Genomic DNA, 22157 nt, shown 5'->3' with positions numbered 1-22157 from the left:
CAAGCTTTTCGAGGATCTGCACATGAGCAACGTCGACCACGCCGAAATCGCCAAGTTCGAAGCCCTGGCCCATCGCTGGTGGGACCGTGAAAGCGAGTTCAAACCGCTGCACGACATCAACCCGCTGCGGGTCAACTGGATTGACGAACGGGTCAACCTGGCCGGCAAGAAGGTCCTCGACGTCGGTTGCGGTGGCGGCATCCTCAGTGAGGCCATGGCCCAGCGCGGGGCGACGGTGATGGGCATCGACATGGGCGAAGCGCCGCTGGCGGTGGCGCAACTGCATCAACTGGAGTCCGGCGTCAGCGTGGAATACCGGCAGATCACCGCCGAAGCCCTGGCCGAAGAAATGCCCGGCCAATTCGACGTGGTGACCTGCCTGGAAATGCTCGAACACGTGCCGGACCCGTCCTCGGTCATCCGCGCCTGCTTCCGCATGGTCAAGCCGGGCGGCCAGGTGTTCTTCTCCACCATCAACCGCAACCCGAAGGCCTACCTGTTCGCCATCATTGGCGCCGAATACATCATGAAGCTGTTGCCACGGGGCACTCACGACTTCAAGAAATTCATCCGCCCCTCCGAACTGGGCGCCTGGAGCCGCGCGGCCGGGCTGACCGTCAAGGACATCATCGGCCTGACCTACAACCCATTGACCAAGCACTACAAGCTGGCCGCCGACGTTGACGTCAACTACATGATCCAGACCCTGCGCGAGGAGTAAGGCGATGCGTCTCAAAGCGGTTCTCTTCGACATGGACGGCACGCTGCTCGACACCGCGCCGGACTTCATCGCCATCTGCCAGGCCATGCGCGCCGACCGTGGCTTGCCACCGATGAACACCCAGCACATTCGCGACGAGATTTCCGGCGGCGCCCGGGCGATGGTCGCGGTGACCTTCTCCATGGACCCGGAATCACCAGGGTTCGAGGAATTGCGCCAGGAGTTCCTCGACCGCTACCTCAAGGGTTGTGCGGTCCACAGCCACTTGTTCGACGGCATGGCCGAAGTGCTGGCCGATATCGAAGCGGCCAACCTGATCTGGGGCGTGGTCACCAACAAGCCCGTGCGTTTCGCCGAACCGATCATGCAGCAACTGGGCCTGGCCGAGCGTTCGAAAGTGCTGATCTGCCCTGACCACGTGAAAAACAGCAAGCCGGACCCGGAACCGCTGACCCTGGCCTGCAAGATGCTCGACCTGGACCCGGCCAGCGTGCTGTTCGTGGGCGATGACCTGCGGGACATCGAGTCCGGCCGCAACGCCGGCACCAAGACCTGCGCGGTGACCTACGGCTACATCCACCCGGACGACAACCCCAGGCACTGGGGCGCGGATGTGGTGATCGATCACCCCTCGGCGCTGCGCGAAGTGCTGGATAACGCGTTGTGCAGTTGCTGAACTGAAGGAATCGATGCTACCGCCCTTGTGGCGAGGGAGCTTGCTCCCGCTGGAGCGCGAAGCGGCCCCCTGGACGACAGCTGCGCCGCCGAGCGGGAGCAAGCTCCCTCGCCACAAAAGCCTATTTGCCACGAAAGCTTCCTCGTCACCGGTACTGTGCTGCTCTAACTGTTGAGGTTTTTTATGTTTGATTATTCCGCCCGTCCCGACCTGCTCAATGGCCGGGTGATCCTGGTCACCGGCGCCGGTCGCGGGATCGGTGCCGCTGCGGCGAAAACCTACGCCGCCCACGGTGCCACCGTACTTCTGCTGGGCAAGACCGAAGCCAACCTGACCCAGGTCTACGATGAAATCGAAGCGGCCGGTCATCCGCAGCCAGCGGTGATCCCGTTCAACCTCGAAACCGCACTGCCTCATCAGTACGATGAACTGGCGGCGATGATCGAAACCGAGTTCGGTCATCTGGACGGCTTGCTGCACAACGCCTCGATCATTGGCCCACGTACGCCACTGGAACAGTTGTCCGGTGAGAACTTCATGCGGGTGATGCACGTCAACGTCAACGCGATGTTCATGCTCACCAGCACCTTGCTGCCGCTGCTCAAGCTCTCCAAGGATGCGTCCGTGGTGTTCACCTCCAGCAGCGTCGGCCGCAAGGGCCGGGCCTACTGGGGCGCCTATGGCGTGTCCAAGTTCGCCACCGAGGGGCTGATGCAGACCCTGGCCGACGAAGTCGATACCGTCGCCGCCGTACGCGCCAACAGCATCAACCCCGGCGCCACCCGCACCAGCATGCGCGCCCAGGCCTATCCGGGAGAAAACCCGCTCAACAATCCGACGCCCGAAGCGATCATGCCGGTCTACCTGTACCTCATGGGCCCGGACAGCACCGGCGTCAACGGTCAGGCGTTCAACGCACAATAATGAAGCCGGCATCGCGACGATTTACCGTCGCGATGCCGGCCCCGGTCGACGCCAAACCAGGCGAACCGCCAAGTCCACGTCGCCCCTGCATTCGCGACTCGCTATCAATTCATTGATTTCTAATCGGTTTTTACGGAAGTGAACCGAATGGCACGACTTTCGCTCTAACCTCTTCAAACATGCCATGTTCGGCAGGTAATGGACGTTGAGACGAGACTTATGCCTGCCATGGAAGCGGACTAGACTCAAATCAGGTGTCCTACGGGACTGAAGGACCAGTACGACGTGCAGCCCAAAGCCGCCGCACCCAACCTGCGGGACAGATTTAGCTTAGGGGCTAACGCCATATGAAAACGCCCAACCAGATCAACGCGTTCGACTTCGACAGCGCCAAATTGCAGCGTTTGGGCCTGACTCAGCCATCGCCGCTCCCAGCACGCTCCGTCAGTCTGTCGCAATTGCGCCAGCAACTGAGCCAGCAGCTACAGACCAGCCTGGAGCCACAGCGCATCCTGGGCCTGTTTTTCCGGGAAATTCAGCGACTGGTGCCCCTGGATGCGTTGGCCTATCAGCACAAAGCCAGTGACCTGCGCCTGGAGTTCGGGCAACGCGGGCATCACACCCTCAGCTATAACCTCAGCCATGAAGGCGAACACCTGGGTGAACTGGTATTCCGCCGTAACCAACGTTTCTCCGAGGCGGAACAGAGCGACCTCGAATCCATCATGTCGACGCTGCTGTATCCACTGCGCAACGCGCTGCTCTACCGCGCCGCCACCCAAAGCGCCCTGCGCGATCCGCTGACCGGTACCGGCAACCGCATCGCCATGGACCAGACCCTGATGCGGGAAATCGACATGGCCAAGCGTCATTCGCAACCCTTGTCGGTGCTGATGCTTGATATCGATCATTTCAAGCGCATCAACGACAGCCATGGTCACGGCGTTGGCGACGAAGTGCTCAAGGCCGTGGCCGAGTCGATCAAGGGCCAACTGCGCAATGTGGACATGGTATTCAGGTTCGGTGGTGAAGAATTTTTGATCCTGCTGGCCAATACCAGCCGGGATGCCGCGGCCATGGTCGGTGAACGACTGCGTTATGCCGCCCAGGCCCAGGATTACTTCGCCACAGGCACAAGGATCGAGCTGACGGTCAGCCTGGGGTGCGCCACCCTGCTGCCGGGGGAATCCTCGGAAAGCCTGCTGCGCAGGGCCGACAGCGCGCTGTACGTAGCCAAGCGCGAAGGCCGCAATCGATTGGCGATGGCCGGCTGAAAACCACTGTGGGGACGAGCTCGCTCCCACAGGGATTTGGGGTGAACCTGAAGCCGGCGCTCATCCAAAACAACTGTGGGAGCGAGCTTGCTCGCGATAGCGGCCTGGCAGTCAACCTCCCCGTCGACTGCAGACCTCTTCGCGAGCAGGCTCGCTCCCACAGGTTGTGGCTATCTGTAGCTAATCAGCTCCCGGCCAGTGCCAGACGCTCACGGGTGGATGACGCCCTGCTGGCAGGCTCCGCCTGCTCCAGTTGCATGCAACGCTCCAGGAACAGGTACATGTAGTCATAGCTCTTGCACACGGCCTGGCGCAGCTCCGTTTGCAGCGCCTTGCTCGGGTTCATCCCCGCCAGCGTACAGATGATTTCCAGGGCTTCCCAAGGATGGGCATCGTCGTACTGGGCATGCATCTTCAGCCACTTCATGGCCCGCTTGCGGTCTTCCTCGGCGAAGGCGGCCGCGTAGACACCGTTGGAACACACCAGCGCCGACCACTCTCCCGTGGCGCCCTCGATGGCGTAGTTGGTCGCGGCGATGGCCACGATCAACGAGTCCGAGGAACTGGTGTGCCAGCACCAGTGGCTCAAGGCATGCAGCTCAGGCGGTACCTGCTGGGCTTGCAGGTCTTCCAGGGTCACGCCATGGGCGGCGCTCCAGTTGACCCAGTAGTCGGCATGGTTGAGTTCGACACGAATGTTGCGCATCAGCCAGCGACGCGCCATGTCCTCGCCGGGGTGGCGGGCAAAGCGGGTCTTGGTGAGGTTCTGTGCCATGTATAAAGCGAACTGTTCGACGACCGGCCAACCACCAATGAGGTAGTGGCGCATGGTCTTGGCGCTGAGCTTGTTGTCGCGCATGCGCTGATACAGTTCGTGTTCGACAACCCGGCGCTTGCTCTCGCTGCAATCGGTAATGAGCTGCTGTGCCCATTTCGGATAGCTTGTGGCGTCCATGAGCGGGCCTGTTCGGTTGAATGTATCGATCACTGTCGGGCTCCTTTTGATTGTGATTTTCTCGGATCAACAAGAGGTTCAGCGGAACGTGCCGGGGGCCTTGAATAACAGCGGCTGGGGCCGGGCCGGCCGACATTGCAACGTGTCGCAGGTAAACAATTGCGGGCGTTCGATCACATACCCCTGAGCGAAGTCCACCCCTATCTCCAGCAATGCCTGCTCGATCTGGGCGGTTTCAACAAACTCGGCAATCGTGCGCTTACCCATGACGTGACCGATGTGGTTGATCACTTCGACCATTGCACGGTTAATCGGGTCGTCCAGCATATCCTTTACGAAACTCCCGTCGATCTTCAAGAAGTCTACAGGTAAATGTTTCAGGTAAGCGAATGAAGACATTCCGGCGCAAAAGTCATCCAGCGAGAAATAACAGCCCAAGCTCTTGAGTTCATTGATAAAGCGGATCGCGCTGCCCAGATTCGAAATAGCGCTGGTCTCTGTAATTTCAAAACAAATCATTTCCGGCGGAATCGAGTAGGCCACGAACTGTTTACGCAGGAAGTCGAGGAACGCCTGATCTCCGATAGTTGTGCCTGACAGATTAATCGCACACATCGCCATGGGCCCCTGCCGCGATTCATTCAGGCACTGGCGGATAATCTTGAAGACATTCTCCACCACCCAACGGTCCAGGGACGTCATCAGCCCGTAGCGTTCCGCCGCGGGAATGAAGCTGTCCGGCAGGATCATCCGCCCGGCTTCGTCATGCAGGCGCAACAGGATTTCAATGTGTCCGCCACCATGATCGCCCGGGCCCAGCGCGGCGATTTCCTGGGCGTACAGGCAAAAGCGGTTTTCCTCCAGGGCCATGTGCAAGCGCTGGACCCAGGCCATCTCGCCAAAGCGCAGGGACAACTCCGAGTCGTCGGCATGATAGACCTGGACCCGGTTGCGCCCCTTTTCCTTGGCCATATAACAGGCCATGTCGGCGGCCCGCAGGGAAGCCTCCAGGGTCGTCGGGGTCTGGGCGATATGCACCAGGCCGATGCTCACGGTGGTCACGAACGGCCGGCCCTTCCAGACAAAGTGCAGGTTCTGCACGGTCTGGCGCAGCCCTTCGGCGATTTTTTCCGCCGCCTCCGGCGAACAGTTCTCCAGCAAGATCCCGAACTCATCGCCACCCAGCCGGGCCAGGGTGTCATTTTCCCGCAACCCTGACTGCAGCAAGGCGCAGATATGCCGCAACAATTCGTCACCCGCCGCATGACCGCAGGTGTCGTTGACCAGCTTGAACTGATCCAGGTCGAGAAACATCAAGGCATGGCGCCCGATCTGGCGAGTGAGGTTGTGCAAGGCCTGCTCGAGGCGATACTCGAACTCCCGGCGGTTGGCCAGGCCAGTCAGGGCGTCATGGGTGGCCTGCCATGACAGGTTGGCGATGTATTGCCGCTCCTGGGTCATGTCATGCAGCACCAGTACGGCGCCACTGACCTTGCCCGCATGGCGGATCGGCGCGCCCACCAGGGTGACCGACACGGTGCTGCCATCCAGGCGCTGGATCAGTTTCGAATGTTCACTGGCGCCGCTGAGTCGCCCGCTGAGGATGTGCTCGATCAGGGTCAGTCCTTCGGTCTGGGCATTGTCATCGAGCAAATTGAACAGCGCGGCCAGGGGCAAGCCCATGGCGTGCTCGGCCTTCCAATGGGTCATCGCTTCGGCGGCGGGGTTCATGTAGGCGATGGCCCCCTCCACGTCGGTGGTGATCACCCCATCGCCGATGGACTGCAGGGTGATCTGTGCCCGCTCTTTCTCCATCTGCAGCGCATTGGCGAACACCTGCCGCTGGGCCAGCAGTTTATGGGTGCGCAACAACGCCAGGACGATCAACCCCAGGGCGGTGGCGAAATTGGTCACCAGCAAGAGCCGCAGGATGAAACGCGAGCCCTCGCCCAATGCGTCGCTGAACGCCTTGGCAGCCGGGGTGACGGAATCGTTGATCGCAAAGATCTGGGCCTTCCAGCCGCGAATATCCACCTCTGACGCCTGGCCCGCGACAATACTGCTGTGCATCTGCCGGGCGACGTTATCCAGTTCGGTCAGGTAGCCATCGCCCACCGTCCAGAGATCGATGGCTTCTTCCAGGTAACTGAAGTGACGGAAATTCAGATAAAGCCAGATCACGCTGGCCACATCGTCCGGGTGATTGCCGCCCTTGAGGATGCCGGCCCGTGCCGCTTCCAGGTTCGGCGGTTGGCGGTCCAGCGCTACCCGCAGTTCATGGCCACCCTCGGGTACGGCGATGGCTTGCTGGTATTTGCGGAAAATCGCCTCGTCACGGCTGTCGGCGTAGAGGTTGAGGTAATAGATGGCGTCTTTCTGGCCCTTGGACCAGAGACTCTCCCCCGCTACATAGCCACGGACTGCGGAAAGCACGTAAAGGCTGACGCCGCCAAGCAATGCCTGAAATAGCACAACGGCAATAAAGGGCCAGACGATGCCCAGCAGCCGTGGTGTTCCGAGAGTCTGCTTTTGCTTCATGAGGTCCCTTGCACAGGTACTGCCGGACGAACACCCGCCAGAATTCCGCTCCTGACTCAACAGCCTAGGCTAGTTTTCGACCCATAGAATGAATGGATGAAGAGATCTTTGCGTGGAATTTGGAAGAATCGACGTGTTTGCCTGTTTTTTCCGATACTAAGCACAGAAAACGGCGGGAAACTCAAGGCTGTTGTATCTGTTGCAAATGACCGTAGAGTCGAGCGTAGAGCCCCCCGTCCGCAATCAACTGCAAATGGTCGCCGTCTTCGGCGATTTGCCCACCGTCGAACACCAATACCCGATCGGCCTGCTTCACCGCCGAAAGCCGGTGGGCGATGATCAACGTGGTGCGTGCGCTCAAAAAGCGCGCCAGTGCCTGGTGAAGGTTGTACTCGGTGGCCGCGTCCAATGCCGAGGTGGCTTCGTCGAGAATCACCACCCGTGGGTCGGCCAGCACCATGCGGGCGATGGCCAGCCGTTGGCGCTGTCCGCCCGACAGCCGAACCCCGGAACGCCCTACAACGCTTTCCAGGCCCTGGGGCAGCGCCCGTACCGTGGCGTCGAGCTGGGCGATTTCCAATGCCCGCCAGCAATCGTCGTCGCTGCACTCGCGCCCCATGGCAAGGTTGGCCCGTACCGTGTCGTTGAACAGCGCCGGATGTTGCAACACCACTGCAACATTCTCCCGAATGGTTTCCAGGCCGATCTCCTGCTGCGTGGCGCCGCCGAAACGAATGCTGCCCGACTGTGGCGTGTACAGCCCCAGCAGCAACTGCACCAAGGTGCTCTTGCCGCCGCCACTGGCCCCGACGATGGCGACTTTCTCGCCTGGCGAAATGGACAGATTCAACTGGTCGAGCACCAGCTCCTCGCCGTAACCGAAACTCAACCCCTGGATTTCGATGCCCACGGTGTCACGGCCCTTGAACGGATCGACGCCCCCCGTGTACTGGGGCTCGTCGGCCCGGGCCAGCAATTCGTTGATCCGGTTCAAGGCGCCGCCGGCCGCGTAATAGGCGTACTGCAGGTTCAACAACTGCTCGACCGGGCCGATCATGAACCAGAGGTAGCTGAACACCGCCAGCATCTGGCCGATGGACAGGTCGGAAAACACCACCGTGAGCATGGCTGCCGCGCGAAAAATATCGATGCCGAACTGGAACAGCAAACCACTGGCGCGGTTCGAGGCGTCGGTTTTCCACTGCGAATTCACGGCGTAATCACGGACCTCCTTGGCACGCATCCCCAATCGGCCAAGGAAATAACCCTGGCGGTTGCCGGCGCGCACTTCCTGGATGGCATCCAGGGTTTCGGTCAAGGCCTGGGTGAAGCGCGAGGTGCTGTCGTTCTCCAGTTTCTTGAGGTGTTTGACCCGCTTGCCCAGTTGCACCGTGGCGTAGATCACCAGCGGGTTGAACAGCAGGATCAGCAGCGCCAGTTCCCAGTGCATCCACACCAGGATCCCGGCGGTGCCCACCAGGGTCAGCATCGCCACCAGGAAACGGCTGAGGGTCTCGCCGATGAATTTGTCGAGGGTGTCCAGGTCGGTGACCAGGTGGGCCGCCACGGTGCCGCTGCCCAGGCTTTCGTACTCGCCCAGGGAGATTCGCTTGAGACGTTCGATCAAGCGGATGCGAATGCGATAGACAATGTCCTTGGCCAACCTGGCGAACAAGCGCGCCTGCACCACGTTGAACAGCAAGGCGCCACAGCGCAGGGTCAGGGTCGCCAGCAACATCAGCCCGATATAGCCGGCTGCGCTCTGCCACGACGTGGGCAAGGCATGGTTCATGACTTTCAGGGCTGCATCGCCGTGGCCCAGCAGGACCTCGTCCACCAGCAGCGGCAACAGCAACGGAATCGGCACGCTGCACAGCGTCGCCAGCACGGCCACGCCGTTGGCGATCCACAGGGCTTTTTTATGTTTGAGGGCCAGGCGACGGATCTCCGCCCAGCTCAACCGGTCGATGCGCTGCGAGGTCGATGGGGCTGACGGTCGCTCAGGCACAGGTCGCGCGCTCCAGCCAGCGGCCAAGCAAGGGCGACAACTGGCTCAGGGGCTGGTAACCGTTGGTCAGCAAGGCCAACTGGCCGTCACGCTCGGCCAGCAGCGTGGGGAACCCGGCAATGCCCAAATCCTGGACCCAGGTGAAATCCGCCGCGGTGGCCGCATGCTGGTCGGCGCGATCGAAGGCCGCGGCGAATTCGATGCGTGGCAGCCCGGCCTGCTCGGCCAGTTCCACCAGGACGCTGGCGTGGGTGACGTCACGGCCTTGTACATAAAAGGCCTGTTGGATCAGCTTCACCAGCGTCCAGGCCAGGTCCGGGGCCAGGCTGCGGGCCGTCACCAATGCCCGGCAGGCGGGCTCGGTGTCGTAGACGAAACCGTCCGGCAACGCGCCTTCAAGCTTGAAGGGCTGGCCAGTGGCCTGGGTCACGGCCTGCCAGTGCTCGAGAATGTAGCGCCGGGTGGTCGGCTCCAGTGCCGAACCGCTGCCGGTGCGCAAACCGCCCACCACCAGGTGCAACTCCACACCTGCGGCGTGCGCCTGCTCGACCAACGCCTCGGCCACTGGCGCAAAGCCCCAGCACCAGGAACACATCGGGTCCATCACATAGAGCAGGCGTGACGTCATGGCTCAAGCCTCGGAAGATGTTTGCTTGTAGTTGTAGCCGATCGGGTGCGGCATGTTGCGCGCCTTGGCCAACTCGATCTGTTTCTGGCGGTCGATGGCGCTGCGACGGGTTTTCTCGCTCAGCTTATCCCAGCAATGCGGGCAACTGATGCCAGGCACATAGTGCTCCGAAGCGCGGTCTTCTACGCTCACCGGAGTACGACAAGCGTGACATTGATCGTAGTCTCCTTCGCTGAGGTCGTGGCGAACGGTCACGCGGTTATCGAACACGAAGCAGTCGCCGCGCCACTTGGTTTCTTCCTGAGGGACCTCTTCGAGGTATTTCAGGATGCCGCCCTTGAGGTGATAGACCTCGTCGAATCCCTGGCCGAGCATGTAGCTGGAGGCTTTTTCACAGCGAATGCCACCGGTGCAGAACATCGCGACTTTCTTGTGCCTGGCCGGGTCGAAGTGGGCCTTGATGTACTCGGGGAACTCGCGAAAGCTGGTGGTCTTGGGGTCGATGGCGCCTTCGAAGGTGCCGATGGACACTTCATAATCGTTGCGAGTGTCGATCAGCAGCACTTCCGGATCGCTGATCAGCGCGTTCCAGTCCTGCGGTTCGACGTAGGTGCCGACTTGCTTGTTCGGGTCCACGCCTTCGACGCCAAGGGTGACGATTTCTTTCTTGAGCTTGACCTTGGTGCGGTAGAACGGCTGCTCATCGCAATACGACTCTTTATGGTCGATGTCGATCATGCGCGGATCGTTCTTGAGCCAGGCCAGCAGGCCGTCGATGCCTTCGCGGGTGCCGGAGACCGTGCCGTTGATGCCTTCCTCGGCGATCAGCAACGTGCCTTTGATGCCGTTGTCGAGCATGGCCTTGAGCAAGGGCTCACGCAGCTCGACGTAATCTTCCAGGGTGACGAACTTATACAGTGCCGCCACGACAATGGGTTGTGTCATGGGTGTTTCTCCAGGTGGCTACCCTCGTAAAGGGTGAACCGGATGCGAAAAAAAACGCGCCGGGTGAGCGGCGCGTTGCGGATTCTAGCAAAGACACGGTGGCTTTAGGAGCTGCACGCGCCTGGGAGCTGGACCAATTGTGGCGAGGGAGCTTGCTCCCGCTCGGCGGCGAAGCCGTCGTCTGGATCAGTTTCCAGGGGACCGCTTCGCGGTCCAGCGGGAGCAAGCTCCCTCGCCACAACAAGCATCCGCGCGACAAACAACCACTTTCAGTGCTTGCTGCCACCGGCGCAGGTCGGCGAAGCCGGGGCGGCGTCGATCTGAGCCCACTCCTCGGGTGTGTAGGTGTGCAGCGCCAACGCATGGAATTCGCCCATCAGCTCGCCCAGCGTGCCATAGACTTTCTGGTGACGCTTGACGCGATTGAGCCCTTCGAACTGCTGGCTGACCACCACGGCCTTGAAGTGGGTCTGCAGGCCACGGCTGTGCATGTGGCTTTCATCCAGCACTTGCAAATGCTCGGGCTGCAACAGCCCAAGCGTTGATTCGATGCGTTGTTGCATGCTCATACCGGGCTCCGCTTACGGCTTTTTCTTGGCTGGAGCAGCGGCTTTTGGCTCGAGCTCGGCCGTCATGTCGGCCAGCAGCTTGTTGACCACCGGCACCGCGCTTTCAAGCTTGGCCTGGGTCAGTTGGGCCGATTGCTGGGTCAACTGTGGCATTTTTTCCAGGACTTTCTTGCCCAATGGCGACTGGTAGAAAGCGACCAGGTCCTTGAGCTCCGATTCGTTGAAGTTGCTGGTGTAGAGCTTGACCATGTCCGGCTTGAGCTTGTTCCAGCCGATGGCTTGGTCCAGCGCGGCATTGGCCTTGGCCTGGTAGGTTTCCAGGGTGGCTTTTTTCGACTCAGGGGCCTTGGTCTGTTCAAAGCGCTGGGCAAACATCTGCTGCACTTGCATGTACACCGGAGTGCCCAGTTTGTCAGCGTGCGCCAGGGTCAGGAACGCTTCGGCGCTGGCGTTGTGGCTGGCGGTATCGGCGAAAACAGGGCCGCTGGCACACACCAGAGCAACTGCGGTACAGATGGCACGAAGACGGGTCATCGAGTTTCCTTTCATTACAGGCGAGGTAAAACCCCAAGGGCGACCATTCTGCGCCTAAAAAACGCCGGGGCTCAACCCCGACGGTTGTCGGGTCCGATTGACGGGCCCAAGCCACCGTTGCTGGATTGAGGGATGATTGAGGGAACCGGAGCGGCCCATCTGGGCCTAAACTGCGCATTCAGCCTTTAAGGAGTTTGACCCGATGAGCCGTATCGAAACCGACAGCCTTGGCCAGGTTGAAGTCCCGGACGACGCCTACTGGGGCGCGCAGACGCAGCGTTCCATGATCAACTTCGCCATTGGCAACGAACGCATGCCGCTGTCGGTGTTGCACGCCCTGGCGCTGATCAAGAAGGCCGCCGCGCGGGTCAATGATCGCAATGGCGACCTGCCCGCCGACATCGCCCGCCTGATCGAACAGGCCGCCGACGAAGTGCTGGACGGCCAGCACGACGACCAATTCCCGCTGGTGGTCTGGCAGACCGGCAGCGGGACCCAGAGCAACATGAACGTCAACGAAGTGATCGCCGGACGCGCCAACGAACTGGCCGGCAACCCCCGCGGCGGCAAGAGCCCGGTGCACCCCAACGACCACGTCAACCGCTCGCAGAGTTCCAACGACTGCTTCCCCACCGCCATGCACATCGCCGCCGCCCAGGCCGTCCATCAGCAATTGTTGCCGGCCATCGGCGAGCTGTCCGGCGGTCTCGCGGAACTGGCCGCGCGCCACATGAAGTTGGTCAAGACCGGCCGTACCCACATGATGGATGCCACGCCGATCACCTTTGGCCAGGAACTGTCGGCGTTCATTGCCCAGCTCGATTACGCCGAACGGGCGATTCGCGCCGCGCTACCGGCGGTCTGCGAACTGGCCCAGGGCGGCACGGCAGTGGGCACCGGGCTCAATTCACCCCATGGGTTCGGCGAAGCGATTGCCGCAGAACTGGCGGCGCTGTCGGGCCTGCCGTTCGTCACCGCACCCAACAAGTTTGCCGCGCTGGCCGGCCATGAACCCCTGACCTCGTTGTCCGGTGCGCTGAAAACCCTCGCCGTGACCCTGATGAAAATCGCCAACGACCTGCGCCTGTTGGGCTCCGGGCCACGGGCCGGGTTCGCCGAGGTGAAATTGCCGGCCAACGAACCGGGCAGTTCCATCATGCCCGGCAAGGTCAACCCGACCCAGTGCGAAGCCTTGTCGATGCTGGCCTGCCAGGTCATGGGCAACGACGTGACCATCGGTTTTGCCGCCAGCCAGGGGCATTTGCAGTTGAACGTGTTCAAGCCGGTGATCATCCACAACCTGCTGCAATCGATTCGCCTGTTGGCCGATGGCTGCAGCAACTTCCAGCAGCACTGCATCGCCGGGCTCGAACCGGACGCCGAGCAGATGGCCGCGCACCTGGAACGTGGGTTGATGCTGGTAACCGCGCTGAACCCGCACATCGGCTACGACAAGTCAGCGGAAATCGCCAAGAAAGCCTACGGTGAAGGGCTGACTTTGCGCGAAGCGGCGTTGCAGTTGGGGTATCTCACCGATGAAGAGTTCGATGCCTGGGTGAGGCCGGAGAATATGCTGGAAGCGGGTAGCCAGGGCTGAGTTTTGCCTTGATCGATAGTGCGCTATCGCGAGCAAGCTCGCTCCCACAGGCCAGCGTGGACCGCGACATTACATCCACTGAAGATCCACTGTGGGAGCGAGCTTGCTCGCGATGAGGCCGGCAGGCTCGGCATCACTGTTGACTCGTGAGCCGCTATCGCGAGCAGGCTCGCTCCCACAGGGGGCTAACGCCCGACAGCCAAACGCTCACGCCGGGCCCTGAGCCCGGCGATCAGCGAGGGCCCCAGGGCGACCAGCGCCGACCCCAGGACCACCAGCACCGCCCCGCCATAGCCCAGCAGGTTGATCTGCTCGGCATGGACATAATCAGGCCACCACCAGGCCGCCATCGCCACCGCGGCGAAGGTCACCAGCGGCGTGATCGCCAGGGTCGCGCTGACCCGCGACGCTTCCCAATGGGCCAGGGCTTCGGCAAACGCGCCATAGGCAATCAGGGTGTTGAGGCAGCAAGCGAGCAACAACCAGCCTTGCAACGGGCTCAATTGCAGCGCCTCCAAAGGATGCACCCAGGGTGTGAGCAGCAGCGCGCAGAACAGGTAGATCACCATCATCACCTGCAACGAGTTCCACACCGTCAACAATTGCTTCTGGCCCAGGGCATAGAACGTCCAGACCGTCGACGCCAGCAACACCATCAGCACCCCGGCGGTGTAGTCGCTCAGGGACGTCAGCAACTCGCCCAGGCGCTGGTTGAAAAACAGCGTGAAACCGATCAGCAGCACCAGCAGGCCGATGCCCTGCCCCACGCTGAACCGCTCCTTGAACACGAACAGGCTGGCGACCAGCAACATGATCGGCCCCATCTGCACCACCAGTTGCGCGGTGCCGGGGCTCAAGCGATTCAGGCCCATCAGGTACAACACGTAGTTGCCCACCAGCCCGAGCACCGCCATCGCCACCAGCCAGCCGCCGCGAGGGCCGAGCACTTTGCGACTGGGCAGGCGCCGGGTGGCCGCCAAATAGATGAACAGCAAACCGCCGGACACCAGCAAGCGAAACCAGGTCACGGTGACCGGGTCCATCACTTGCAGCACTTGCTTGAGCTTGATCGGCAGGATTCCCCAGAGCAGGGCGGTCAACAGGGCAAGGAACAAGCCGTAGACCCAGCGACCGGACGATATGTGCATGCAACCCTCGAAGCCCAAGACAAAGAACGCCCATTCTAGGCGTCTATCGCCCAGCAACACAGGAACAGTTGGGGATTAATTGAACCGGCTACGGGTATGGCACATGGCCGCCTATCGGTTCGCCAAGCAGCCGTCAACGCCAGCTCCTAAACTTCACTCAACCTGATCCAGCCGCCTCTTTTGGAGCCCCTCATGCTCGGCAAACGCGCCCAGGACCTCGCCCCTGCGATGGTCTTTCCCAGTGACCGGATTTGCCGGATAAACGGCGAATTTTACTTCAACACCCGGGAAGGCACCCAGGAAGGACCATTCGCCAGTCGCGAGGATGCGTTGCGGGAGGTGGAGGCGTATGTACAGCGAATGCTGCAACTGACTCAGGTCGCCAGCTAGCGTACCGCTCTCTTGTGGCGAGGGAGCTTGCTCCCGCTGGGTCGCGAAGCGGCCCTTCTGCCCTGTCAATAAACCGCATCGACAGGTTAACGACTGCTTCGCAGCCGAGCGGGAGCAAGCTCCCTCGCCACACAAGCTCCCTGGCCACAAAAGCCGCCGACCTCCCTAAGCCCGTGGTTATCTCACCGCCTCGAACAACCCCGTAGCCCCCATCCCGCCGCCCACGCACATGGTCACGATGCCGTAACGCAGGTTGCGCCGTTGCAGCTCACGCACCAGATGCCCCACCTGCCGCGAACCGGTCATGCCGAACGGATGGCCGATGGAGATCGAGCCGCCGTTGACGTTGTATTTCTGCGGATCGATTTCCAGCCGGTCGCGGCTGTACAGGCATTGGGAAGCGAACGCCTCGTTGAGTTCCCACAGGTCGATATCGGCGATCTGCAAGCCCTTGGCCTTGAGCAGCTTGGGCACCGAAAACACCGGGCCGATGCCCATTTCGTCCGGCTCGCAACCAGCCACCGTAAAGCCGCGGAAAAACGCCTTGGGCTTGAGCCCCAGGGCCAGGGCCTTTTCCAGGCTCATCACCAAGGTCATCGAGGCCCCGTCGGACAACTGCGAGGAGTTGCCCGCCGTCACCGAGCCGTCTTCGGCGAACACCGGTTTCAGGCCGGCCAGGCTTTCATAGGTGGTGTCCGGGCGGTTGCAATCGTCGTGATCGACCACACCGTCCAGGATCTGCACGGCACCCGTGTTCTTGTCCTCGACCCGGTACTTGACCGCCATCGGGATAATTTCGTCATCGAACAACCCCGCCGCCTGGGCCTTGGCGGTGCGTTGCTGGCTCTGCAAGGCGTAGCGATCCTGCTCCTCGCGGCTGACCTGGTAACGGCGGGCGACGATCTCGGCGGTCTGGCCCATGGGAAAATAAATCCCGGGCACCTGTTCCTTGAGCAGCGGGTTGATCAGGTTGTCGGTGTTGACGCTTTTCATCGTCAGGCTGATGGACTCCACCCCGCCGGCCACGATGATGTCGCTGCAACCGGAAGCGATCTGGTTGGCGGCGATGGCAATGGCTTGCAGGCCCGAAGAACAGAAGCGGTTGAGGGTCATGCCGGCCGTGCCGATGCCCAATTGCGAGAGCACCGCCACGTTGCGCCCGATGTTGTAGCCCTGGGCACCTTCATTGGACCCGGCCCCGACGATGCAGTCCTCGACACTGGCCGGGTTGATGTCGTTGCGCGCCAGCAAGGCATTGACGCAATGGGCCGCCATGTCATCCGGACGGGTCATGTTGAACTTGCCACGAAAGGACTTGGCCAGGCCGGTCCGTACGCTGTCGACGATCACCACTTCACGCATGGCTGTACCTCATTGTTGTAGTCGGTTGAGAGTGGATCGAGCATAGATCCACTGGATAACCGACCGCGACAATCATTCACCTCGCGTATGCGCGCCCATCGCCCTAGCGCTTCTTCTTGCGAGCCTGTCTCGCACTGCGCTCGAAAGCCGCCTCCAGCGCCTGGTTGAGGGTGCGCAACACCTTGACCCGCGCCCAGCGCTTGTCGTTGGCCTCCACCAAAGTCCAGGGGGCAATCTCGGTGCTGGTGCGGTCGACCATGTCGCACACCGCGGCGCGGTAGGCATCCCACTTGTCGCGGTTGCGCCAGTCATCCTCGGTGATCTTGAAACGCTTGAACGGGATGTCCTCGCGCTCCTGGAAACGCTCCAGCTGGGTTTCCTTGTCGATGGCCAGCCAGAACTTGACCACCACCACGCCGGCGTCGGCGAGCTGTTCCTCGAAATCGTTGATTTCCCCGTAGGCCCGCAGCCAGTCGGCCTGGCTGCAAAACCCTTCGACCCGCTCCACCAGCACCCGGCCGTACCAGGAGCGGTCGAACATGGTGAACTTGCCGCGTGCGGGAATATGCCGCCAGAACCGCCACATGTAGGGGTGGGCGCGCTCTTCTTCCGTGGGTGCGGCAATGGGCACGATGCTGTATTGGCGCGGGTCCAGGGCCGCCGTGACCCGCCGGATCGCCCCGCCCTTGCCCGCCGCGTCGTTGCCTTCGAACACCGCCACCAGGGCATGCTGGCGCATGCGTTTGTCCCGCAGCAGCCCGGCGAACCGCGCCTGCTCGGTGATCAGTTGTTCTTCGTAGTCGGCCTTGTCCAGGCGCCGGGTCATGTCCAGGCTGTCGAGCAACGTGATCTGGCCATCCAGCTCAGGCAGCGGCGCCACGCTGACCTTTTGCGGCTTGATCTTCGGCCGGTCCAGGGCCTGGCGCAAACCGTCGAGCAGGATCCGCCCGACGGTGAGGCTGCGATAACAGCTGTCCATGCCTTCGATCACATGCCAGGGCGCGTAATCGCGACTGGTGCGGCGCAGCACACGCTCGCCGTATTTGACGAACTTGTCATAGGTCTGGGATTGCTGCCAATCCAGCGGGCTGATGCGCCAACTGTGCAGCGGGTCATCCTTGAGCCCCTTGAGCCGGGCCTTCATCTGTTTCTTGGACAGGTGGAACCAGAACTTGAAGATCAGCGCGCCTTCATCGCAGAGCATTTTTTCCAGGCGCTCGGCACCGGCGATCGCCTGGTCGAGCCGTGGGTCCTTGAACTCGCCATGGACCCGGCCTTGCAGCATCTGGCTGTACCAGTTGCCGAAGAAAATCCCCATGCGCCCCTTGGCCGGCAGCATCCGCCAGTAACGCCACGCGGGAGGCCGCGCCAGTTCCTCGTCGGTCTGCTGGTCGAAGGTGCGCACTTCGATCAGCCGCGGGTCCATCCATTCATTGAGCAACTTCACCGTCTCGCCCTTGCCCGCGCCTTCGATGCCGTTGATCAACACGATGACCGGAAACCGACCCTGTTGCTGCAACTCGAACTGCGCTTCCAGCAGTGCTTCACGCAGGGCCGGCACCTCGGCTTCAAAGGTGTCTTTATCGATGACGTGACCGATTTCAGCGGATTCGAACATGGACAGCTCCTTCCAGGGATTGGGGCAAGACTAGCGGATTGGATGCGGCCCGTGTAGGAGCTGTGTAGGAGCTGTCGAGTGCAACGAGGCTGCGATCTTGTCCCAGTCAATTGAGTCTCGCGCGAAAGATCGCAGCCTCGTTGCACTCGTCAGCTCCTACGGATGCGTATGCACAGGAGCAATCGGTAATCGATCGGCTAGAATGGCCGCTCAGTTTCGACCGAGCCTGCCATGACGCCTGTACAGCACCACGCCCAACTCGACTGGGACGACCAGGGTCGCCCGCGCTCGCGGGTATTCGACGACGTATATTTCTCCGATCAGTCCGGGCTGGAAGAAACCCGTTACGTGTTCCTCGAGCAGAACAACCTGGCCGAGCGCTTTGCCGCGCTGCCCGCCGACGGGCGCCTGGTGATCGGCGAAACCGGCTTTGGCACCGGCTTGAACTTCCTCTGCGCCTGGCAGTTGTTCGAACAATGCGCGCCGACCGGGGCGCGGCTGCATTTCGTCAGCGTCGAGAAGTACCCATTGACCCCGCAGGACCTGTGTCGGGCCCTCGCCCTCTGGCCGCAGCTCGCCCTCCAGGCCGAGCAACTGCTTGGGCAATACGTGGCGATCCATCAGGGTTTCCAGCGCCTGGTCCTGGCCAATGGGCGAGTGACGCTGACCCTGTTGATCGGCGATGCCCTGGAGCAGTTGCCGCAGTTGGACGGGCAGATCGACGCCTGGTTTCTGGACGGTTTCGCACCGGCCCGAAACCCCGAAATGTGGACCGCCGAGCTGTTCGCCGAACTGGCCCGGCTGGCCGCACCCGGCGCCACCCTCAGCACCTTCACCAGCACCGGTTGGGTCCGACGCCTGCTGAACGCGGCGGGCTTCAAGATGAAGCGCACGCCGGGCATCGGCCATAAGTGGGAAATCCTGCGGGGCGTGTTTCTTGGCTGGCCGGAACAGACACCGGCACCATCCCCGGCAAAACCCTGGTACGCCCGCCCCGTGCCACCCACCGGCGAGCGCCGGGCCCTGGTGATCGGCGGTGGCCTGGCCGGTTGTGCCAGCGCGGCGAGCCTCGCCGCCCGTGGCTGGCAGGTGACACTGCTGGAGCGGCATGCCGGGTTGGCCGAGGAAGCCTCCGGCAACCCCCAGGGCGTGCTGTACCTCAAGTTGTCGGCCCACGGCACCGCATTGTCGCAGATGATCCTCAGCGGCTTCGGCTACACCCGACGCGTGCTGGAGCAACTGCAACGCGGCGTTGATTGGGATGCCTGTGGCGTCTTGCAACTGGCCTTCAACAGCAAGGAAGCCGAACGCCAGACACAACTGGCCGAGGCGTTCCCAACGGATTTACTGCACACCCTGGATCAGTCCGAAGCCCAGGCCCGATCCGGCATCGGCCTGGCTTGTGGAGGTTTGTTTTATCCCGAGGGCGGCTGGGTGCATCCGCCAGCATTGTGTCGCTGGCAAGCCTCGGGACCGGCGATCGATGTGCAACCCCATCATGACGTGCTGCACCTGCGCCGCGTCGACGGCCAATGGCAGGCGTGGGACAGCGAACGCTGCCTGGCCAGCGCACCGGTGGTGATTCTCGCCAGTGCTGCCGAGATCAAACGCTTCGAACCGGCTGCCGACTTGCCGCTCAAGCGCATTCGCGGGCAGATCACCCGTCTGCCGCAAACCCACCGCAGCCAGAGCCTGGCGACGGTGGTCTGCGCCGAAGGTTATGTGGCGCCGCCGCGGCAGGGCGAACACACCCTGGGCGCCAGTTTCGACTTCAACAGCGACGACCTGACCCCCACCGCCGCCGAGCACGCCGGCAACCTGCAGATGCTCGAAGAAATCTCCCAAGACCTGGTGCAGCGCTTGAACGCCGCTACCTTGGACCCGGAGCACCTCGAAGGCCGCGTGGCGTTTCGCTGCACCAGCCCGGATTACCTGCCGATTGTCGGACCGTTGGCCGACCGCCAGGCCTTTACCGACGCCTATGCGGCCCTGGGCAAAGACGCCCGCCAAGTACCGGACGCCCCTTGCCCGTGGCTCGCGGGCCTGTACATCAACAGCGGCCACGGTTCCCGAGGCTTGATCACCGCGCCCCTGTCGGGCGAACTGATCGCCGCCTGGCTGGACAACGAACCACTGCCATTGCCCCGCAGCGTGGCCGAGGCCTGCCACCCGAACCGGTTTGCGTTGCGGGCCTTGATTCGGGGCAAGGCCTGACCCCGATGGATGGCTCATAACAAACCCTGTGGGAGCTGAGCTTGCTCGCGATGGCGATGTGTCAGCCTACTAAGATGCCGGCTGATCCACCGCCATCGCGAGCAAGCTCAGCTCCCACAGGTTCGCCTATCTTTAAATCCCATGGCAGACCAACCCACCCACCCGCCGGCTTATAACGCATCGATCTAAAACTCACAGCAATCCCTCCGGTCAGTTTCAGGGTACCCGCCCTTTTGGCGCGTGCTGCTTGACCCCTCCCCAACGGAAAAACCGGTAAGGACTTATGTGCGGATTAGCTGGAGAGTTACGTTTCGATCAACAACCTGCGGACCTTGCGGCCGTAGAGCGGATCACCCATCACCTGGCCCCTCGCGGCCCTGACGCGTGGGGTTTTCATAGCCAGGGGCCGATTGCCCTGGGCCATCGGCGCCTGAAAATCATGGACCTGTCGGACGGTTCGGCCCAGCCGATGATCGACAATCAACTGGGCCTGTCCCTGGCCTTCAACGGCGCGATCTACAACTACCCGGAACTGCGCACCGAACTCGAAGCCCTGGGCTATACCTTCTATTCCGGTGGCGACACCGAAGTGCTGCTCAAGGGCTACCACGCCTGGGGCGAAGCACTGCTGCCCAAGCTCAACGGCATGTTCGCGTTCGCCATCTGGGAGCGCGATGCCAAGCGGCTGTTCATCGCCCGCGACCGCCTCGGCGTCAAGCCGCTGTACCTGTCGCGCACCGGCCAGCGGCTACGCTTCGCCTCGGCATTGCCGGCGTTGCTCAAGGGCGGCGACATCAACCCCATGCTCGACCCGGTGGCCCTCAACCATTATCTGAATTTCCACGCCGTGGTCCCGGCGCCCCGTACCTTGCTGGCCGGTGTTGAAAAACTGCCGCCCGCTACCTGGATGCGCATCGAAGCCGACGGTACCACCGAGCAGAAAACCTGGTGGACCCTGCCCTACGGCCCTCGGGCCGACGAACAGCACCTGAACCTGGAAGACTGGACCGACCGCGTGCTCGATAGCACCCGTGAAGCCGTCGCCATTCGCCAGCGTGCCGCCGTGGATGTCGGCGTGCTGCTGTCCGGGGGCGTCGACTCAAGCATGTTGGTGGGTCTGTTGCGGGAAGTGGGCGTGGAAGACCTGTCCACGTTCTCCATCGGTTTCCAGGATGCCGGCGGCGAGCGCGGTGACGAATTCCAATATTCGGACCTGATCGCCAAGCACTACGGCACCCGCCACCACCAACTGCGCATCGACGAAAAAGAGATCATCGAGCAACTGCCCGCGGCGTTCCGCGCCATGAGCGAGCCGATGGTCAGCCACGATTGCATCGCCTTCTACCTGCTGTCGCGGGAAGTGGCCAAGCATTGCAAAGTCGTGCAAAGCGGCCAGGGCGCCGACGAGCTGTTCGCCGGTTACCACTGGTACCCGCAGGTCGATGGCGCCAGCGATCCGTACGCCGCCTATCGCGCTGCGTTCTTCGACCGCAGCTACGAAGAATATGCCGCCACCGTGCAGCCCAACTGGCTGACGGCCAATGACGCGGCCGGTGACTTCGTCAAGGAACATTTCGCCCAACCCGGGGCCGATGCCGCGGTGGACAAGGCCCTGCGCCTGGACAGCACGGTGATGCTGGTGGACGACCCGGTCAAGCGCGTCGACAACATGACCATGGCCTGGGGCCTGGAAGCGCGCACGCCGTTCCTGGACTACCGCTTGGTCGAGCTTTCGGCCCGGGTCCCGGCGCAGTTCAAGTTGCCCGATGGCGGCAAGCAGGTGCTCAAGGAAGCCGCCCGACGGGTGGTCCCCAGCGAGGTGATCGACCGCAAGAAAGGTTATTTCCCGGTGCCGGGCCTCAAGCACCTGGAAGGCCATACCCTGGCCTGGGTCCGCGAGCTGCTGCTGGATCCGAGCCAGGATCGCGGCCTGTTCAACCCGGCCATGCTCGACCGCCTGCTCACCGACCCCAACGGCCAGCTCACGCCGTTGCGCGGTTCGCGACTGTGGCAACTGGCGGCGCTGAACCTGTGGCTCAGCGAGCAAGGAATCTGA

18 protein-coding genes are annotated in these 22157 nt (G+C 62.2%); 8 read left to right on the top strand and 10 right to left on the bottom strand.

Translation table 11 applies throughout. From position 1 onward, the window contains the following. Positions 1 to 22 precede the first annotated feature (22 nt). From ubiG to IB266_RS00565, 4 genes are all read left to right on the top strand, one after another. Complete coding sequence (gene ubiG / locus IB266_RS00580; protein ID WP_063322361.1) at positions 23 to 721, top strand: bifunctional 2-polyprenyl-6-hydroxyphenol methylase/3-demethylubiquinol 3-O-methyltransferase UbiG; 699 nt, start codon at positions 23 to 25, stop codon at positions 719 to 721. A 4-nt stretch (positions 722 to 725) separates the two neighbouring features. Continuing rightward, positions 726 to 1397: an N-acetylmuramic acid 6-phosphate phosphatase MupP gene (gene mupP / locus IB266_RS00575; protein ID WP_192259513.1), complete on the top strand. Its 672-nt coding sequence runs from the start codon at positions 726 to 728 to the stop codon at positions 1395 to 1397. Positions 1398 to 1580: 183 nt separating this feature from the next. Beyond that, complete coding sequence (locus IB266_RS00570) at positions 1581 to 2321, top strand: YciK family oxidoreductase (RefSeq protein WP_060738597.1); 741 nt, start codon at positions 1581 to 1583, stop codon at positions 2319 to 2321. 347 nt (positions 2322 to 2668) lie between these two features. Further along, the gene (locus tag IB266_RS00565; RefSeq protein ID WP_192259511.1) at positions 2669 to 3595 is read left to right on the top strand and encodes a GGDEF domain-containing protein; all 927 of its coding nucleotides are present in this window, start codon (positions 2669 to 2671) and stop codon (positions 3593 to 3595) included. A 184-nt stretch (positions 3596 to 3779) separates the two neighbouring features. On the opposite strand, the gene IB266_RS00560 is transcribed toward IB266_RS00565, so the two are convergent. From IB266_RS00560 to IB266_RS00530, 7 genes are all read right to left on the bottom strand, one after another. Beyond that, positions 3780 to 4550: an iron-containing redox enzyme family protein gene (locus IB266_RS00560; RefSeq protein WP_225613364.1), complete on the bottom strand. Its 771-nt coding sequence runs from the start codon at positions 4548 to 4550 to the stop codon at positions 3780 to 3782. A gap of 78 nt (positions 4551 to 4628) precedes the next feature. Continuing rightward, on the bottom strand, positions 4629 to 7088 hold the full coding sequence (locus IB266_RS00555; protein WP_192259507.1) for an EAL domain-containing protein: 2460 nt from the start codon (positions 7086 to 7088) through the stop codon (positions 4629 to 4631). A gap of 181 nt (positions 7089 to 7269) precedes the next feature. Then, positions 7270 to 9096: an ABC transporter ATP-binding protein gene (locus tag IB266_RS00550; protein ID WP_192259505.1), complete on the bottom strand. Its 1827-nt coding sequence runs from the start codon at positions 9094 to 9096 to the stop codon at positions 7270 to 7272. After that, on the bottom strand, positions 9089 to 9691 hold the full coding sequence (locus tag IB266_RS00545) for a DsbA family protein (RefSeq protein WP_177431752.1): 603 nt from the start codon (positions 9689 to 9691) through the stop codon (positions 9089 to 9091). Before IB266_RS00545 ends, IB266_RS00550 begins: the two co-directional genes overlap by 8 nt. Before the next feature lie 36 nt (positions 9692 to 9727). Beyond that, a complete protein-coding gene (locus tag IB266_RS00540; protein WP_192259503.1) occupies positions 9728 to 10669 on the bottom strand; it encodes a rhodanese-related sulfurtransferase in 942 nt (313 codons plus the stop codon). Positions 10670 to 10938: 269 nt separating this feature from the next. Next, on the bottom strand, positions 10939 to 11238 hold the full coding sequence (locus tag IB266_RS00535) for a BolA family protein (protein WP_014337210.1): 300 nt from the start codon (positions 11236 to 11238) through the stop codon (positions 10939 to 10941). A gap of 12 nt (positions 11239 to 11250) precedes the next feature. Continuing rightward, positions 11251 to 11772 (bottom strand): DUF2059 domain-containing protein, encoded by a 522-nt coding sequence (locus tag IB266_RS00530; protein ID WP_092167494.1) that lies wholly within the window; start codon positions 11770 to 11772, stop codon positions 11251 to 11253. 202 nt (positions 11773 to 11974) lie between these two features. Here IB266_RS00530 and IB266_RS00525 point away from each other — a divergent pair, with 202 nt between their 5' ends. Then, entirely contained in the window at positions 11975 to 13369 is a 1395-nt protein-coding gene (locus IB266_RS00525) for a class II fumarate hydratase (protein WP_060738606.1), read from the top strand. Positions 13370 to 13554: 185 nt separating this feature from the next. Here IB266_RS00525 and IB266_RS00520 read toward each other — a convergent pair whose 3' ends face one another. Beyond that, complete coding sequence (locus tag IB266_RS00520) at positions 13555 to 14517, bottom strand: DMT family transporter (protein WP_041475797.1); 963 nt, start codon at positions 14515 to 14517, stop codon at positions 13555 to 13557. A 192-nt stretch (positions 14518 to 14709) separates the two neighbouring features. Between IB266_RS00520 and IB266_RS00515 the strand changes: the two genes are divergently transcribed. Beyond that, positions 14710 to 14907: a DUF6316 family protein gene (locus tag IB266_RS00515; protein WP_060738608.1), complete on the top strand. Its 198-nt coding sequence runs from the start codon at positions 14710 to 14712 to the stop codon at positions 14905 to 14907. 177 nt (positions 14908 to 15084) lie between these two features. Here the strand turns inward: IB266_RS00515 and IB266_RS00510 are convergent, their stop codons facing one another. Continuing rightward, positions 15085 to 16269, bottom strand: a complete 1185-nt coding sequence (locus tag IB266_RS00510) for a thiolase family protein (protein WP_192259501.1) — start codon at positions 16267 to 16269, stop codon at positions 15085 to 15087. A 103-nt stretch (positions 16270 to 16372) separates the two neighbouring features. After that, positions 16373 to 17887 (bottom strand): polyphosphate:AMP phosphotransferase, encoded by a 1515-nt coding sequence (pap, locus tag IB266_RS00505; protein ID WP_192259499.1) that lies wholly within the window; start codon positions 17885 to 17887, stop codon positions 16373 to 16375. Positions 17888 to 18118: 231 nt separating this feature from the next. Between pap and mnmC the strand changes: the two genes are divergently transcribed. After that, the gene (gene mnmC / locus IB266_RS00500) at positions 18119 to 20101 is read left to right on the top strand and encodes a bifunctional tRNA (5-methylaminomethyl-2-thiouridine)(34)-methyltransferase MnmD/FAD-dependent 5-carboxymethylaminomethyl-2-thiouridine(34) oxidoreductase MnmC (RefSeq protein WP_192259497.1); all 1983 of its coding nucleotides are present in this window, start codon (positions 18119 to 18121) and stop codon (positions 20099 to 20101) included. Between the two features lie 283 nt (positions 20102 to 20384). Beyond that, positions 20385 to 22157 (top strand): N-acetylglutaminylglutamine amidotransferase, encoded by a 1773-nt coding sequence (locus tag IB266_RS00495; protein ID WP_192259495.1) that lies wholly within the window; start codon positions 20385 to 20387, stop codon positions 22155 to 22157.

Source organism: Pseudomonas sp. Pdm06 (genome assembly GCF_014851795.1).
GTDB classification, from domain to species: domain Bacteria; phylum Pseudomonadota; class Gammaproteobacteria; order Pseudomonadales; family Pseudomonadaceae; genus Aquipseudomonas; species Aquipseudomonas fluorescens_AA.
This window is presented reverse-complemented; position numbering and strand designations above follow the sequence as displayed.

Coding starts and splice junctions, on each gene's coding strand:
- ubiG (WP_063322361.1), top strand. CDS start 23: ATGAGCAACGTCGACCACGCCGAAATCGCCAAGTTCGAAGCCCTGGCC.
- mupP (WP_192259513.1), top strand. CDS start 726: ATGCGTCTCAAAGCGGTTCTCTTCGACATGGACGGCACGCTGCTCGAC.
- IB266_RS00570 (WP_060738597.1), top strand. CDS start 1,581: ATGTTTGATTATTCCGCCCGTCCCGACCTGCTCAATGGCCGGGTGATC.
- IB266_RS00565 (WP_192259511.1), top strand. CDS start 2,669: ATGAAAACGCCCAACCAGATCAACGCGTTCGACTTCGACAGCGCCAAA.
- IB266_RS00560 (WP_225613364.1), bottom strand. CDS start 4,550: ATGGACGCCACAAGCTATCCGAAATGGGCACAGCAGCTCATTACCGAT.
- IB266_RS00555 (WP_192259507.1), bottom strand. CDS start 7,088: ATGAAGCAAAAGCAGACTCTCGGAACACCACGGCTGCTGGGCATCGTC.
- IB266_RS00545 (WP_177431752.1), bottom strand. CDS start 9,691: ATGTGTTCCTGGTGCTGGGGCTTTGCGCCAGTGGCCGAGGCGTTGGTC.
- IB266_RS00540 (WP_192259503.1), bottom strand. CDS start 10,669: ATGACACAACCCATTGTCGTGGCGGCACTGTATAAGTTCGTCACCCTG.
- IB266_RS00535 (WP_014337210.1), bottom strand. CDS start 11,238: ATGAGCATGCAACAACGCATCGAATCAACGCTTGGGCTGTTGCAGCCC.
- IB266_RS00530 (WP_092167494.1), bottom strand. CDS start 11,772: ATGACCCGTCTTCGTGCCATCTGTACCGCAGTTGCTCTGGTGTGTGCC.
- IB266_RS00525 (WP_060738606.1), top strand. CDS start 11,975: ATGAGCCGTATCGAAACCGACAGCCTTGGCCAGGTTGAAGTCCCGGAC.
- IB266_RS00520 (WP_041475797.1), bottom strand. CDS start 14,517: ATGCACATATCGTCCGGTCGCTGGGTCTACGGCTTGTTCCTTGCCCTG.
- IB266_RS00515 (WP_060738608.1), top strand. CDS start 14,710: ATGCTCGGCAAACGCGCCCAGGACCTCGCCCCTGCGATGGTCTTTCCC.
- IB266_RS00510 (WP_192259501.1), bottom strand. CDS start 16,269: ATGCGTGAAGTGGTGATCGTCGACAGCGTACGGACCGGCCTGGCCAAG.
- pap (WP_192259499.1), bottom strand. CDS start 17,887: ATGTTCGAATCCGCTGAAATCGGTCACGTCATCGATAAAGACACCTTT.
- mnmC (WP_192259497.1), top strand. CDS start 18,119: ATGACGCCTGTACAGCACCACGCCCAACTCGACTGGGACGACCAGGGT.
- IB266_RS00495 (WP_192259495.1), top strand. CDS start 20,385: ATGTGCGGATTAGCTGGAGAGTTACGTTTCGATCAACAACCTGCGGAC.